The sequence below is a fragment of the Corynebacterium sp. HMSC074H12 genome (assembly GCF_001813755.1).
GTDB lineage: Bacteria > Actinomycetota > Actinomycetes > Mycobacteriales > Mycobacteriaceae > Corynebacterium > Corynebacterium hiratae.
Genome location: NZ_KV813882.1, coordinates 134,758 through 149,012 on the forward strand (window position 1 = coordinate 134,758; position 14,255 = coordinate 149,012).

Annotated in this window: 14 protein-coding genes; 11 read left to right on the forward strand and 3 right to left on the reverse strand. The window is 63.0% G+C overall.

What is annotated here, in order from left to right; translation table 11 throughout:
* Positions 1 to 222: 222 nt before the first annotated feature.
* The 7 genes from HMPREF2932_RS02350 (at position 223) to HMPREF2932_RS02380 (ending at position 7,903) form a co-directional block, all read left to right on the forward strand.
* Positions 223 to 3,138, forward strand: coding sequence for a Na+/H+ antiporter subunit A (locus HMPREF2932_RS02350; protein WP_071409503.1), 2,916 nt, complete (start codon positions 223 to 225; stop codon positions 3,136 to 3,138).
* On the forward strand, positions 3,138 to 3,638 hold the full coding sequence (locus HMPREF2932_RS02355) for a Na(+)/H(+) antiporter subunit C (protein ID WP_046647182.1): 501 nt from the start codon (positions 3,138 to 3,140) through the stop codon (positions 3,636 to 3,638). The genes HMPREF2932_RS02350 and HMPREF2932_RS02355 overlap by 1 nt, the downstream gene beginning before the upstream one ends.
* Entirely contained in the window at positions 3,631 to 5,427 is a 1,797-nt protein-coding gene (locus HMPREF2932_RS02360) for a Na+/H+ antiporter subunit D (protein WP_071409504.1), read from the forward strand. The genes HMPREF2932_RS02355 and HMPREF2932_RS02360 overlap by 8 nt, the downstream gene beginning before the upstream one ends.
* Positions 5,424 to 5,942 carry a Na+/H+ antiporter subunit E gene (locus HMPREF2932_RS02365; protein ID WP_070821362.1) on the forward strand — a complete coding sequence of 173 codons (519 nt, stop codon included), beginning with the start codon at positions 5,424 to 5,426 and terminating at the stop codon, positions 5,940 to 5,942. Before HMPREF2932_RS02360 ends, HMPREF2932_RS02365 begins: the two co-directional genes overlap by 4 nt.
* Positions 5,942 to 6,214, forward strand: coding sequence for a monovalent cation/H+ antiporter complex subunit F (locus HMPREF2932_RS02370; protein ID WP_046647179.1), 273 nt, complete (start codon positions 5,942 to 5,944; stop codon positions 6,212 to 6,214). Before HMPREF2932_RS02365 ends, HMPREF2932_RS02370 begins: the two co-directional genes overlap by 1 nt.
* Positions 6,211 to 6,591, forward strand: a complete 381-nt coding sequence (locus HMPREF2932_RS02375; RefSeq protein WP_070821363.1) for a monovalent cation/H(+) antiporter subunit G — start codon at positions 6,211 to 6,213, stop codon at positions 6,589 to 6,591. Before HMPREF2932_RS02370 ends, HMPREF2932_RS02375 begins: the two co-directional genes overlap by 4 nt.
* Before the next feature lie 88 nt (positions 6,592 to 6,679).
* Positions 6,680 to 7,903, forward strand: a complete 1,224-nt coding sequence (locus HMPREF2932_RS02380) for a glycosyltransferase 87 family protein (RefSeq protein ID WP_071409505.1) — start codon at positions 6,680 to 6,682, stop codon at positions 7,901 to 7,903.
* A gap of 162 nt (positions 7,904 to 8,065) precedes the next feature.
* Here HMPREF2932_RS02380 and HMPREF2932_RS02385 read toward each other — a convergent pair whose 3' ends face one another.
* Genes HMPREF2932_RS02385 through HMPREF2932_RS02395 form a run of 3 tightly spaced genes read right to left on the reverse strand, consistent with a single transcriptional unit; the run spans position 8,066 to position 10,296 of the window.
* The gene (locus tag HMPREF2932_RS02385) at positions 8,066 to 9,196 is read right to left on the reverse strand and encodes a glutamate--cysteine ligase (protein WP_071409506.1); all 1,131 of its coding nucleotides are present in this window, start codon (positions 9,194 to 9,196) and stop codon (positions 8,066 to 8,068) included.
* A 48-nt stretch (positions 9,197 to 9,244) separates the two neighbouring features.
* Positions 9,245 to 10,015: a LytR C-terminal domain-containing protein gene (locus HMPREF2932_RS02390; RefSeq protein WP_141756274.1), complete on the reverse strand. Its 771-nt coding sequence runs from the start codon at positions 10,013 to 10,015 to the stop codon at positions 9,245 to 9,247.
* A gap of 26 nt (positions 10,016 to 10,041) precedes the next feature.
* A complete protein-coding gene (locus tag HMPREF2932_RS02395; protein ID WP_071409507.1) occupies positions 10,042 to 10,296 on the reverse strand; it encodes a DUF3263 domain-containing protein in 255 nt (84 codons plus the stop codon).
* 16 nt (positions 10,297 to 10,312) lie between these two features.
* Here HMPREF2932_RS02395 and HMPREF2932_RS02400 point away from each other — a divergent pair, with 16 nt between their 5' ends.
* Genes HMPREF2932_RS02400 through HMPREF2932_RS02415 form a run of 4 tightly spaced genes read left to right on the forward strand, consistent with a single transcriptional unit; the run spans position 10,313 to position 14,210 of the window.
* Entirely contained in the window at positions 10,313 to 10,927 is a 615-nt protein-coding gene (locus tag HMPREF2932_RS02400) for a peptide deformylase (protein ID WP_071409508.1), read from the forward strand.
* Positions 10,927 to 11,925 (forward strand): N-acetylglutamate synthase, CG3035 family, encoded by a 999-nt coding sequence (locus tag HMPREF2932_RS02405; RefSeq protein WP_070546236.1) that lies wholly within the window; start codon positions 10,927 to 10,929, stop codon positions 11,923 to 11,925. The genes HMPREF2932_RS02400 and HMPREF2932_RS02405 overlap by 1 nt, the downstream gene beginning before the upstream one ends.
* Before the next feature lie 5 nt (positions 11,926 to 11,930).
* On the forward strand, positions 11,931 to 12,740 hold the full coding sequence (locus HMPREF2932_RS02410) for an exodeoxyribonuclease III (protein WP_070821367.1): 810 nt from the start codon (positions 11,931 to 11,933) through the stop codon (positions 12,738 to 12,740).
* Positions 12,741 to 12,746: 6 nt separating this feature from the next.
* Positions 12,747 to 14,210, forward strand: coding sequence for a phospholipase D-like domain-containing protein (locus HMPREF2932_RS02415; protein WP_071409509.1), 1,464 nt, complete (start codon positions 12,747 to 12,749; stop codon positions 14,208 to 14,210).
* Positions 14,211 to 14,255 lie beyond the last annotated feature (45 nt).

Consider the following 14,255-nt stretch of genomic DNA (forward strand, 5'->3'; position numbering starts at 1 on the left):
TGCCCACCGTGGCCCGGGCATCCCGGGCGGGCGGCGCAGTACCCCTCCAACCTGGGCCGCTGACGACGTGGAAGAACGCCAACAGGAGACGCATATATAACTGTATGAAATGAAAATGTGAAAATTGGGATTTCAGACTGTATCGTGAGCACTAGTAGACGCCCGCCAGTGCGGTGGGTTTAGCCCAGTCCCCCGACAAGGAAAGGACGCCACCGCAACCTCGTGCTCACTCTCTTTTGTGCCTTGGTTCTAACCACCATCGCCGCTCCCTTCCTGATTTTCTATCTCGGCCGCCGTGCCTTCGGCCTCTTGGCAATAGTGCCCGCGGTTGGGTTCTTCTGGGTGCTCCAACGGCTGACCGATGGCACGCTGCGCGACGGCAACCAGCTGGCCTATGACCTCAACTGGATGCCAGCAGCGCACCTCGATGTCAGCTTCCGCATGGATGCGCTTTCCGCGTTATTCAGCCTCATCATCTTGGGCGTAGGCGCGCTGGTCCTGCTCTATTGCTGGGGCTATTTCGACCACTCCCGGCGGCGCCTCGCCCTCTTCAGTAGCCAGATGGTGGGCTTTGCCACGGCCATGTATGGCTTGGTAATTTCCGATAATTTCCTGCTGCTCTACGTCTTTTGGGAAATCACTTCCCTGCTGTCTTTCCTCTTGGTGAGCTATTACGGCGAGCGAGCCTCGTCACGTCGATCAGCGCAGCAGGCGCTCATGGTCACTGTGTTGGGTGGCCTCGCCATGCTCGTAGGGATTACTCTCCTAGGCCGCCAGACCGGCGCGTGGTCTTTCAGCAGCATCGCCGCCACCGAGGACCTCGCCAACACGCCCTACCTCACCGTGGCTATCGTGCTGATTCTCTGTGGTGCGCTCTCCAAGTCCGCCATCGCCCCAGCCCACTTCTGGCTGCCCGGCGCCATGGCTGCACCGACCCCGGTCTCGGCCTACCTGCACTCCGCGGCCATGGTGAAGGCCGGCATCTACCTCGTCGCACGCCTTGCCCCTTCGGTGCATGACATCCCCACCTGGCACCTCGTGGTTCTCCCCTTGGGTGCCTTCACCATGCTGCTCGGCGGCTGGATGGCGCTCAAGCAACGTGACCTCAAACTAATCCTGGCCTACGGCACCGTTTCGCAGCTGGGTTTTATCACCACCATCATTGCCATCGGCTCCCGTGAAGCCATGCAGGCGGGACTGGCGCTGACCTTCGCGCACTCCCTCTTCAAGGCCGCGCTCTTCATGATCGTCGGCGCGATTGACCACTCGGCGGGCACCAGAGACATCGACAAGCTCGCGGGTCTGGGCAAGAAGAATCCCGCGCTGTACGTCCTGGCCATCCTCCCCGCGATGTCCATGGCCGGTATCCCGCCCCTGCTGGGTTTCGTGTCCAAGGAAGCCACGCTCGAGACCATCATGGGCGAGGAGCTGCTGGTCGGCATGCCGCGCAACATGCTGCTTGTCACCGTCGTCGTCGGCTCCGCGCTGACGATGGCCTACGCGCTGCGCTTTTTGTGGGGCGCGTTCTCCTCCAAGGGCCAGGACGAGCCCTCTGAGGCGGTAGCACACATGCACCACATCGGCCCCTTCCTGTGGATCCCACCGGCAGTGCTGACCCTGCTCACCATCTTCTTCGGACTGCTGCCGCTGCCGCTTTCCCACGGCATCACGCAGCACTTGGACAACACCTTTGGGGCGCAGGACGCCTCCGAGCTCGCTCTGTGGCATGGCTGGACCATCCCGCTGCTGCTCTCCGTGATCATTATCGCTGCGGGTTCCCTCCTCCACTGGCAGCGCCAGGCGCTCACCAAGGCCCAATTCACCTACCCAGCATTGGGCTCTGCCGACGATGCTTACGACGCCATCATCAACGCCCTGCGCCAGCTCTCCCTGCGCATTACCGCCTCCACGCAGCGCGGTTCGCTGCAATACAACCTCACGGTCATCTTCGCCACGCTCATGGTGCTGCCCATCGTCATGCTCATCAACGGTGATATCACCAACGTGCGCATGATCGTGGCCGAGAACCCTTGGCAGGCCATCGCCGCGGTGATCATCATCATCGCCGCCATTGCCTCGACGGTGTTGGATAACCGCCTCTCCGGGGTCATCCTGGTGGGTGTGACCGGCTACGCCTTGTCCTTCATCTTTGCGCTGCAGGGCGCTCCGGACCTGGCGTTGACGCAGCTCCTCGTGGAAACCATCATCATGGTGCTCTTCATGCTGGTGCTGCGCCGTATGCCGGCTAATACCGAGTGGAAGCAGGACCCCAAGACCGGGCGCCTGCGCGCCTGGCTCGCGGTAGGCGTTGGCCTCGCCGTCACCGTGGTGGGCATGTTTGCCATCAACGCTCGGCGCGAGGAGCCCATCTCGCAGTACATGCCGGATCTGGCCAAGGAGATTGGCCACGGCGCCAACACGGTCAACGTCCTGCTCGTGGACCTGCGCGCGTGGGATACCTTCGGCGAGATCACGGTGCTCGTCATTGCCGCAACGGGTATTGCCTCGCTGATTTTCCGCACGCAGAGCTTTACCCGCGCCTCCCGCCGCCCGACCTTGAAGGTCACCGGCCGCCGCTGGCTGGCCGCGGGCGTGGAATCCGAAAAGGCGCTCAACCGCTCGCTCATGGTGGACGTGAGCACCCGCATCCTCTTCCCCTCGATGATGGTGCTGTCCCTGTACTTCTTCTTCGGTGGCCACAACGCCCCTGGCGGCGGTTTTGCCGGTGGCCTCGTCGCCGCTCTCGCGCTGATTCTGCGCTACCTGGCTGGCGGCCGCGATGAGCTCGAAGAGGCGCTGCCTCTCGACGGCGGCCGCACCATGGCGGTAGGCCTGCTGCTCTCCCTCAGCGCCGTTATTACCCCGATGCTCTTGGGCTACCCGCCGCTGACCTCTGGGTACACGAAGGTAGGTATACCGCTCATCGGTGATGTGTCGCTGCCGTCCGCGCTGATTTTCGACGCCGGCGTCTACCTCATCGTCATTGGCCTGACGCTCTACGTGCTGTCCTCCTTGGGCGCGAAGCTCGATGAGGAAGAAGAGATGCGTAAGCAACGCGCCCGCGATCGCGCACGCTCCCTGGCGCGCCGCACACAAGCAAAAGAAACCGCTGCCACGGCAGAGAAAGGACACGCCTAATGGATGCCAATCTCATGCTCCTGCTCGCTGCGGGCGTGCTCTGCGGCACCGGAGTCTACCTGTTGCTCGACCGCGCGATGACCAAAATGCTGCTCGGCATCCTGCTGCTGGGCAACGGCGCGAACCTCTTCATGCTCATGGCTGGCGGCCAGGCAGGCTCGCCGCCTATCGACGGCCGGAACTCCCTCCCCTACGGCGATCAGATCGCCGATCCGCTGGCCCAGGCGATGATCCTCACGGCCATCGTCATTTCGATGGCGCTGACCGGCTTCATCCTCACCTTGGCTTACCGCCAATACCGCTACCGCTCCGCGGACGTGATTGAGGACGACACCGAGGACGCCGCTATCGCGGCGATTGCCTCGCGCCCGGGCAATGCTTCAGCCGCCCCTGACCACGACGCGTCTAATGACCCGACCACCGGCCGCACCACCAAGGAAGGCGATAAGTTTGGCCCCGAGTTCTTCGAGGCTCCCGTGAAGGAGGCGACCGATGAGTGAGACCATCTCGCCCCTAGTGGATCTGTTGCTGCCGTATATCAGCTACCTGATCCCCCTGCCGATCATCATCCCGGCCTTGGCTGCTGCGCTGGCGATGCTCTTTGCGCGCAATACCAATGCGCAGCGCCGCATCGCTTTCTTCTCGCTGCTCACGCTCGCCGTGGTGAATGCCGCTCTGATTGCCATCGCGGATACCACCGGCATTCAAACCCTTCAGGTGGGTGGCTGGGACGCGCCGGTGGGCATCACGTTGGTGGCGGACCGTTTGTCCACGGTCATGCTCTTTACCTCCTCCATCGTCCTCTTCTCCGTCATGTGGTACGCGATCGCACAGGGCGTGCGCGACGGTACGAAGGACGAGCCAGTGGCGGCTTTCCTGCCCACCTACATGCTGCTGACCATGGGCGTGAACGTGTCCTTCCTGGCCGGTGACTTGTTCAACCTCTACGTGGGCTTCGAAATCTTCCTCGTGGCCTCCTATGTGCTACTGACCCTCGGCGCCTCACCCGCGCGCGTGCGGGCCGGCGTGGGCTACGTCATGGTCTCCATGGCCTCCTCGCTCATCTTCGTGCTGGCTTTGGCCTATGTCTACGCCACGGTGGGCACGATGAACATGGCCCAGATTGGCATCCGGATGGAGGATATCCCGGCGGGCACCCGCTCCGCAGTGTTCGCCGTGCTGCTCATCGCCTTCGGAATTAAGGCGGCCGTCTTCCCGCTGGATGCCTGGCTGCCGGACTCCTACCCCACCGCCCCCTCGCTGGTCACCGCCGTCTTCGCGGGCCTGCTCACCAAGGTTGGTGTCTACGCCATCATCCGCGCGCGCACCTCGATCTTTACTGATGGCGGGCTGGACGTCCTTCTCATGTGGGTCGCACTGGCCACGATGCTCGTGGGCATTTTGGGCGCTATCGCCCAATCGGATATCAAGCGATTGCTGTCCTTCACGCTCGTCAGCCACATCGGCTATATGATCTTCGGCGTTGCCCTCGGAACCGCCCAGGGCTTGTCGGGCGCCATCTTCTACGCGGTTCACCACATTTTGGTGCAGACCGCGCTGTTCTTGGTGGTGGGCCTCATCGAGCGCCAAGCCGGCACTTCCTCGCTGCGGCGCTTGGGCTCCCTGATCTACACCGCGCCGCTCATCGCGATCTTGTACTTCATCCCGGCCATGAACCTGGGGGGTATCCCGCCCTTCTCCGGATTCCTGGGCAAGATCATGCTGCTCCAAGCCGGCGCGAATGAGGGTTCCTGGCTGTCCTGGGTCCTCATCGGCGGCGCGGTGATCACCTCCCTGCTGACCCTCTACGTCATGATCCTCGTGTGGGCCAAGGGCTTCCTGCGCGACCGCGGCGATGCGCCCGAGGGCAACCTCGCCATGGTTCGCCCTTCTCCACTGGGAGAAGTCACCGAGTACGTCGAGTTGGAGGAGCGCGATGACGTCGGCCGCGTGCCCTTCGGCATGCTGGCGTCTACCTCGCTGCTCGTCATCGCATCGGTATCGATGTCCTTCCTGGCGGGCCCCATTTCCGGTGTCACCACCCGCGCGGCCACCTCGGCGCAGGATGATTCCATCTACCGTTATGCCGTCCTGGGTGATTCCGCCGAGGACCCGACGCGCCACTTAGACCCCGCTGAGCGCTACGAGGAGGGCGCGGATTCGCGAAAGAACCGGAGCCAGCCCCTCCCGGATCCGGAACCGGTGGCACCGACCACGAGGACGTCGCCAAGCACTACGGCTACACTCCCCACGACCGTGGACGACGATGAAAAGGAGGTGTCGCGATGAGGTTCTCCGGTATTAAGCACCGCTTCCGGCCGTGGTTCATGGTGTGGATCGTCGTCATGTGGTGCATGCTCATGGGCGAAGTCACCGTAGCGAACTTGGTGGGCGGCCTGCTCGTCAGCCTGTTCATCGTCTTTGCGCTGCCCCTGCCGGCCATGCCCGTGGCGGGGATTTCGGTGAGCTGGGGCAAACTGATCGTCTTCATGGCGCAGTGGTTTGTGGAGCTGCTGGAGGCCTCCATCATGGTCGGCTGGCTGGCGGTGCGCCCACAGCCGGTGCCAAAGACGGCAATTGTGAAGCTGCCGATGCGCGTGGAGAACGAGTTCATTCTCTCGCTGGCGGTCAGCCTCTACAACCTGCAGCCCGGCGGCACGGTCTCCGACATCGACATTGCCAACCGCATGTTGACCATCCACCTGCTGAACGCCGATTCCGAGAAGGATCTGGAGCGCGAAATCGCGGCCGTACGCAAGCTCGAGGCCGATATGATTGCCATCTTTGAAAGGAGCCACCCCTGATGGATACGGACCTGTATAACATCCTGCTCACCGTGGCCGCCGGCTTCCTCGTGGTGGCATTCCTCATCACCACGTGGCGCATCGTCATCGGCCCCAACTCGCTCGACCGCCTCATCGCCATGGACGGACTCGTGGCCATGTTCCAATGCGCCCTGGCCACCTATATCTGCTGGACACTGGACACGACGGTCTCCAACGCGATGATCGTCGTGGCGCTCCTCGGGTTCATTTCGACGGTCTCTGTCACCCGCTTTAGGAAGAGGGATTCATGAGTTACGCACTGATTGCCGATGTCCTCTCCATCATCCTCATCCTCGTCGGCTCCATCCTCATCTTGGCTGCCGCAATTGGCGTGGCGCGCTTTAAGGACACGATGGCGCGCGTGCATGCCATCGCCAAACCACAGACCACAGGGCTCATCTTCACCATCGTGGGCGCGATCATCAAGGTGACGGGTTCGGAGAGCTTCAGCGTGGCTGAGCGCGGCGACTTGGGCATCTTGGTGCTGCTTGTCCTTTTCGCCATGATCACCAGCCCGGTGACCGCACAAAGAACCACGCGTATCGCTCGCCGCGAGGGCCTGTACGGTCCCCCGGAATCGATGACACGCAACGAGAGCCCGGCCGCGCGTTCGATGCGCCGAAAGTAAGGACACGGTACCTTTCTGCCGGGAAATGCTGGGACAATAATATAGGCTGCAAAAGGCACTAATAGGTGGTCAGGCGAGGAGAGTCGACGTGAAGAAGCTGCAAGGCGTACCAACGATGTGTGTTGTCCTCGCACTGGGCATCGCGGTGATGGTGTACAAGATCATCCAGTTCGATGGCCACAAGGCCTTCACCTTCATCCTCCCCTTTGACCTCGCCATCTACCGCATGGCTGGCGAGGATCTCAACGCCGGTGGCCTGCTGTACGACGCCCCCTATATCTTTGAATTCCCTTTCACTTACCCACCCTTTGCGGGCCTGCTGTTCAAGGTCCTGCCGTTCTTCAGCAAGGACGCGCTGACCATTATCTGGCCTTCGCTCATGTTCTTGGCTGTGCTGACCATCACCGTCATGGTCTTCCGCGAGCGGGGCGTGAAGATGACCCCGGCGGCCGTCCTCATCGCGGTGCTGCTGACCGCGCTGACCCCGGCGAATGAGACGATGCACGGGTCGCTGTACTACGGGCAGGTCAACGTCTTCCTCATGCTGCTCGTGGCCTTTGACTTCCTGCCCATCAAGCGCCGCCTGCCGGGCGTGGGCATCGGCCTGGCAGCCGGAATCAAGCTGACCCCGGCGTACATGGGCCTAGCACTGCTCTTTGAGAAGCGCTGGTGGGCCGCCGCGGGTGCGGTGATCACTTTCCTGGTCACGGTGGTGCTCGGATTCCTCTTCGTGCCTGATGCGATGGTGTTCTGGACCGATGCCATGTTCAACTCATCGCGTGTGGGCGAGCATGCCAACCCCGGGGCGAAGTCGCTGCGCTCACTCATGTTCCGCGAGCTCGGCATCGACGGTGGCATCTGGTGGATCCTGGCGGTCATCGTGGTCTTCGCGCTGACCTGCCTGGCGCTGCGCACTGCCTACCTGCGCGGCAATCGCTCGGCAGCCTTCGCGCTGACGGGCCTGAGCACCTGCTTGGTCTCCCCCTTCTCGTGGTACCACCACTTCGTGTGGACCATCCCCTTCATCGTCATGGTCTTCGTCTCGGTTAACCAGGCGGTGAGCTCACGTGTGTCCGGCAAGGGCGGCGAGCAGCTCGCGGGCCTCGCCTCCGTGGCGGCCTTGTTCGTGCTCTCGCTGCCCTTCATGTCGGTGCCCGTGTGGTTCACTATGTCCTCAGCCAACCTCGATGCGATCGAATCCTTCCAGCCGTGGGCAACCTCGCTGTGGACACTGTCCTGCCTAGCTTTCATCGTGGTCTACGCCGTGTGGGGCTTCATTGCGCCGCGCAAGCGCGCGGTGGCGGAGAGCTAGGGGGACGTTTCGATCAATTAAGGGCTAAAACCAAGGCGGTTTTGCGGGGCTATTTGATCGAAACGTCGCCTTTGAGCTGAGGCAGCTTCCCAGTTGGGACGTTTCGATCAATTAAGCCCCTGAAACCTCCCAATTTTCGGGCCTTAATTGATCGTTCGGTACTTACGCCAGCCGCTCCATCTCATCCGCAGTGGCCTCAACCACCTTCTGCCAGCTACCGGTCTCCTGGTACAAGCGGCGCTGGCGCTCATAGCCCGCCCCGCCATCGATGATCTCCTGCACTAGCTGCAGCTCTCGGGCGCAGCCCAGCTCTTCCGAGAGCGGAGCCAGCTCCACCAAGAGATCCGCCAGCTCATCCTTGATCCAGCGCTCATCGGTCTCGCGCGAGGTGATGACCAGCGCGTCCATGCCATAGCGCGCGCCGCGCCACTTGTTCTCCGCCACGTGCCACGGCTGCAGCGTGGGCAGCGTTTCGCCGGCGTCGATCATGCGGTCATAGTGCACCACGAGGCAGTGTGTCAGCGCCACGATGGCGGAGAGCTCGCGGAGGTTGGAGGCGGCGTCGGAAATGCGCACCTCCACCGTGCCCCACTTGGAGGCCGGTCGGACGTCGAAGTGCATCGAGCCCGTGTGGTTGATAACTCCCGAAATGGCCTGGTCCCGCATGTAGGACTGCCACTGCTCCCAGTTTTCAAACTGGTAGGGCATGCCGGCGGTGGGCAGCTGTTGGTAGAGCATCGTGCGGTTGGAGGCATAGCCGGTATCAAGCCCCTCCCACCCCGGCGAGCAGGCGGAAATAGCCAGCAGGTGGGGGTACTTGGTCATCAGCGCATTAATGATGGGCCACACGCGGTCCTCGTGGCTAATGCCGACGTGCACGTGCGTGCCCCACAGCAGCATCTGCTGCCCCCAGTACTGGGTGCGGTTGATGATTTCGGAGTAGCTCTCCTTGGCGGAGACGGGGTTCTTCCGAAAGTCCGTGAAGGGGTGCCCGCCCGAGGCCCACAGGCGCATGCCCAAGGAATCGGCCGCCTCACGCACTGCGCTGAGCGACGCTCGCAGGTCCCCCATCGCCTCCGGCACCGTCCGGCACACCCCGGTCACCAGCTCCACCGTGTTTTGGAGGAATTCCTTTTCCAGGTGGATGTCGGGATGAGCGGCGTGCACGCGGTCAATGAGTTCAGCGCCGCGCGGCACGAGATCCCAGGTCGCTGGATCAACGAGGGCAACTTCCCACTCAACACCCAGCGTGGGCTCGGGCGAGCGGGCGAAGTTCTCTTCCGGAATATTCACCCATTCATCCTATCTGTCGGGCGGATGAATTTAATAAGATTTTATTCCCTAGGCTTGAGGAACCGCGAGGACAACCACGACGGCATCGCCCTTGGTGTAGTCCCCGGTCAGCTCGGCCGGGTACGGGGCAATCGCTTCCGCCGGCACGTTGGCACCGTAGTACTGGGCAGCAACTTCCTTGGCGAGGCTCTCGGCGGCCGCATCGCCCTCTGGGAAGTAGACGGTGGTCTTCGGAGCGACGAGGACGTCGCCGCTGATATTGCCCACCTCGGCGATGTGGAAGTGTTGGGACTTCAGGCGCTCGGCCTCATCGGCTGCGAAGTTGGCGCGACCTGAGTTGTTGTACACGTTGACGGGGATCTCCGCCTGGGCACGGTCGGGGCTACCTGCGACAGCGCCCTGCTCAGCGTTGTCGTCCGGGGCAGCGTCACGCTCGGCTTCTGCATCGCCGTCTGCGCCGGCCTCGGCTTCAGCACCGGTAGCATCCGACTCCTCGCGGTTCTTGTCCGCCTCCCCTTCCGCGCCACCGGCGGCAGCACCGTCGCCCTCGGCGCCGCCAGTCGCGGGGCCGGATACGACAGCATCGTTGCCGGCCGGTGCGTTTTGCGCGGTGTCCTCCGACTTATCAGAGGTCATGGCGTAAAGCGCCCACATGCCGAGCATAACGGCAACGGCGATAAGCACCATGGCGAGGCCGCGCAAGGGGAGCTTGCTCGCAGGAGCGGCAGCGGCGGCCGGGGCGGCGACCGCGTCGGAATCGGCGGCGTGGCGCGCGTGGTCAGCGGACGAGACAGAGTTTTCCGGATTCACATTAGTCACATTGGCAACTTTAGTATCTGATTCGCTCAGTCTGGGGCATTATCGCGTGCGGCGCGCCGGACGTCGTCGCGGACGTCGCGAAGCCTGCGTAGACGGGTGACCAACAGCGGGTAGGAGGCGTGCGCCGCGGGGTTGTCCAGGAGCACGTTGAGGCGCTGGTGATAGCGCACCGGAGTGATGTCCAGCTGCGTGCGGATGGCCTCCTCCTTGGCGCCGATATCGCGCGGGGCGTGGGACTCGAACTCCAAAATCGCGGCGTCTAGGTCTGACAGGGAGTGCATGCTTAGACTGTATGCCATGACTATTCGTCCCATCGTTATCCACGGCGACCCGGTCCTCCACAATCCCACCGAGCCGGTCACCGAAGCCATCGACTCCCCCGAGCTCCAGGAGCTCATCGCGGACATGCACGAAACCATGGATGCCGCGCACGGAGTCGGCCTAGCCGCCAACCAGATCGGCGTCAACAAGCGCCTCTTTGTCTACCACTGCCCCGACACCGACGGGCCCAATGGCACCGAGCTTGCCGACGGCGGCATGCGCCGCGGCTGCGTCATCAACCCGGTGCTAGAAACCTCCGAGATCCCGGAGACCATGCCGGCTGACGACGGCTCCGAGGACGAAGGCTGCCTCTCCGTTCCGGGCGAGGGCTTCCCCACCGGCCGCGCCGACTGGGCCCGCGTGACCGGTAAAAACGAAAAGGGCGAGGACATCTCCATCGAAGGCTACGGCTTCTTCGCGCGCATGCTGCAGCACGAAACCGGCCACCTCGATGGCTTCGTCTACACCGACGTGCTCACCGGCCGCTACAAGCGTCAGGCCAAGAAGGTCATCAAGCGCAATGGTTGGACCGAGGCCGGGCTTACCTGGCTGCCGGGCGAGGACGAGGACCCCTTCGGGCACGACGACTAATGTCCCGCATCTTCCGCTCCGATGACGTCTCCGTGGGCGAGCGCGTCGTGGCCCGGCGCGATTTCGACGGCGTGTACAGCGATGTCATCGGCCACGTGCTCAGTCTGGATCCGCTGCTCATCCGGCCGCAAGAGGTCGGCGGCTACCCGTCTTCGCTCGACGCGGTGGAGATTCCGCCGGAGCAACTCAAGATTATTAAGCGCCTCTCCCCGCGCACGGTGCGCAACTCCGATATCCGGGCCGTCGAGGTGGCCACTGCGGCGGCCTTCCCCGGCAAGGAACACACGTGGACCTCGGATGGCCAGTGGCTCATGCGCGCTGGCGACGGGGTGACCGGCCGCTCTAATTCGGCGATCCCGCTCGGCCCTTCCGCGGGTTTCCTCCCGGTGCCGATGGAGGAGATCGAAGCGTTTTATGCCCGCCACGATCTGCCCGTGTGCCTGGCCATTCCGGAGCGCATCGGTGCCTCCGCGGAGAAGCTGCTGGCGGCCGAACCCGAAGCCTGGCAGCTCGAACCGGAGATCCTCGTGATGGTGCGCGATTTGGCAGATCTCCCTGCCCCGGGGGACGTCAGCTTCCGTATCGACAAGCAGCCCGATTCCGAGTGGCTCGACCTCTACCACTTCCGCGGTCAGGCCCTGCCGCCGTTGGCCCTGGAGTACCTGCGCAGCCGCATCGACGGGACGATGGGCTTTGGGCGCCTGCTCGCCCCGACGGGTGAGACCATCGCGATTACGCGGGGCACGCTGACCGAATCCGGTGACGGCACCGTGTGGCTGGGCTATTCCGCCGTGGAGGTCGCCGAAGGTTGGCGCCGCAAGGGACTGGGAACCGCGCTGGGCGCGCACATGCTGGCCTGGGGCAAAGCCCAGGGTGCTGAGAAGGCCTACCTGCAGGTCGTGGCAGGAAACACGGCTGGGATCCGGCTCTATGAGAAGCTCGGGTTCCTCGAGCAGCACCGCCACCGTTACGCCCGTCGCCTGCCTCAAGTACCCTAAACCACATGCGCATCGCTACCTGGAACATCAACTCCGTCCGCACCCGCGCCCAGCGCGCGGTGGACTTGCTGGCCAAACACGACATCGACGTGCTCTGCCTGCAAGAAACCAAGGTGGCGGATGCGAAGTTCCCCCGCGAGCCTTTCGAGGAGGCCGGCTACCACGTCACCTGCCACGGCCTGAACCAGTGGAATGGCGTGGCCATCCTCTCCAAGGAAGAACCGGAGGAGGTCCAGACCTTCTTCCCTGCTCAGCCGGGTTTCCACAAGGACCCCGCCAAGGAACAAAAGCGCGAGGCCCGGGCGGTCTCAGCCCGCATTCGCGGGGTTGAGATCTGGTCCCTCTATGTTCCCAATGGCCGTGAGATTACGGACCGGCACTTCGATTACAAGCTGGATTTTCTCTACTCCTTGGCTCGCTATGTGGAAACCCGCGCGCAATCGAAACTACTGCTCACGGGCGATTTCAACATCGCTCCGCGGGATGAGGACGTCTGGGATATCTCTCTTTTCCGCGGCAAGACGCACGTCACTGAGCCCGAGCGCGCGGCTTTCCAAATGCTTCAGGAAGCCGGGCTGCAGGAGGTCACGCGCCGTTTCACCGAAGAGGAGCGCTGGACTTATTTTGATTACAAGTCCCTGCGTTTCCAGAAGAACGAGGGCATGCGCATCGACTTCCAACTGGCCAGCGAGCCACTAGCGCGCCTCGTCCAAGGCGCCCAGGTGGACATGGTGGAGCGCGCCGGTGACAAGACCTCCGACCACGTCCCGCTGATCGCAGATTTCGATGTCCCCGATTTCGCGTCGGTGCGCTAGCCTGCCATGAACGTGAACGTCGATCTCTCTGTCTGGCAGCTCGTGCTGCTGGTTATTGACTACGGCATCAAGATCATCGCCATCGGCGTGGTGCCTGAGGGCCGCCGCCCCTCCAGTTCTACCGCCTGGCTGCTGGCCATTCTTGTGCTTCCTATCGTGGGACTGCCGCTGTTCCTGCTCATGGGTTCGCCCTACATCAACCGCCGCCGCCACCGCATCCAGCAAGAAGCCAATGCGCTGCTAAACGACGTCACCGCCTCCACCCCCAACCATCCCTCCGGCCGGCTTTCCTCTGAGGTGGAATCCCTTATCCAGCTCAACCGCAACCTCACCGGGCACCCGGCCCTCATCGGGCACAACAAGGGCCTCCACGCCTCCTATGAGGAGGCCATCTTGGCCATGGCGCGGGCCGTGGACCGCGCCGAGAAATACGTGCTCATTGAGATCTACATCCAGTCTTGGGATGAGGTGACCGATGTTTTCTTCCAGTCCTTGGCGCGCGCCCGCGAACGCGGCGTGGAGGTCAAACTGCTGCTGGACCAGATCGGTAGCCTGAAGTACAAGGGCTACTTCACGCTGGGCAAGCGCCTCACCGAGATTGACGTCGACTGGCGGCTCATGCTTCCGCTGCAGCTGCATAAGGGACGTTTCCGCCGCCCGGATCTGCGTAATCACCGCAAGATCGTGGTCATCGATGGCCACACGGGCTTCTTGGGCTCGATGAACATGATCAAGCGCGAGTACAAGACCAAGGACCGCGCATGGATCGACTACATGGTCGAGATGACCGGTCCTGTGGTGACGTCTTTGGCCTCGGTGTTCGCGGTGGATTGGTACCTGGAATCGGAGGAGCAGCTGTCCTTGGACATGCAGCCCTATGACGACGCCATGACGGCGGACTCCAACCACCTCCAGCTGGTCCCCTCCGGCCCCGGCTACACCACGGAACCCAACCTGCGCATGTTCAACTCCGTGGTGCACCACGCGAAGGAAAAGCTCATCCTCTGCTCGCCCTACTTCATTCCAGATGATTCCCTCTTGGAGGCGGTGACCACCGCCTGCTACCGCGACGTCGAGGTGGAGCTCCTAGTGTCCGCGAAGGCGGACCAGTTCATGGTGCACCACGCGCAATCCTCTTACTACCAGGCACTCTTGGAGGCGGGAGTACGGATCTTCCAATTCCCCAAGCCCTTCGTGCTGCACTCCAAGTTCATCCTGGCGGACCCGGGCCTGCCGGAGCGCGAACCGCTGTGTATGTTCGGGTCTTCCAACATGGATATGCGCTCCTTCGGCCTCAACTATGAATCGACCATGCTGGTGGCCAAGGGCGACCTCATCGAGGATTTCACCCAGCTGGCCACCAATTACAAGAAGGTCTGCCACGAGCTCACCCTCGAAGAGTGGAACGCGCGCGGCGTGCTGCGCCGCTACGTGGACAACGTCATGCGCCTGACTTCAGCGCTGCAGTAGGAGCACGCCCGCGAGCTCGATGTGCCTCGCCCTTGATTGGGCATG

Excerpts from the sequence above, each read along its gene's own strand:
- HMPREF2932_RS02395 (WP_071409507.1), bottom strand. The coding sequence starts at position 10,296 with ATGCACTCCCTGTCAGACCTAGACGCCGCGATTTTGGAGTTCGAGTCC.
- HMPREF2932_RS02365 (WP_070821362.1), top strand. The coding sequence starts at position 5,424 with ATGAGGTTCTCCGGTATTAAGCACCGCTTCCGGCCGTGGTTCATGGTG.
- HMPREF2932_RS02415 (WP_071409509.1), top strand. The coding sequence starts at position 12,747 with ATGAACGTGAACGTCGATCTCTCTGTCTGGCAGCTCGTGCTGCTGGTT.
- HMPREF2932_RS02360 (WP_071409504.1), top strand. The coding sequence starts at position 3,631 with ATGAGTGAGACCATCTCGCCCCTAGTGGATCTGTTGCTGCCGTATATC.
- HMPREF2932_RS02405 (WP_070546236.1), top strand. The coding sequence starts at position 10,927 with ATGTCCCGCATCTTCCGCTCCGATGACGTCTCCGTGGGCGAGCGCGTC.
- HMPREF2932_RS02410 (WP_070821367.1), top strand. The coding sequence starts at position 11,931 with ATGCGCATCGCTACCTGGAACATCAACTCCGTCCGCACCCGCGCCCAG.
- HMPREF2932_RS02400 (WP_071409508.1), top strand. The coding sequence starts at position 10,313 with ATGACTATTCGTCCCATCGTTATCCACGGCGACCCGGTCCTCCACAAT.
- HMPREF2932_RS02370 (WP_046647179.1), top strand. The coding sequence starts at position 5,942 with ATGGATACGGACCTGTATAACATCCTGCTCACCGTGGCCGCCGGCTTC.
- HMPREF2932_RS02375 (WP_070821363.1), top strand. The coding sequence starts at position 6,211 with ATGAGTTACGCACTGATTGCCGATGTCCTCTCCATCATCCTCATCCTC.
- HMPREF2932_RS02355 (WP_046647182.1), top strand. The coding sequence starts at position 3,138 with ATGGATGCCAATCTCATGCTCCTGCTCGCTGCGGGCGTGCTCTGCGGC.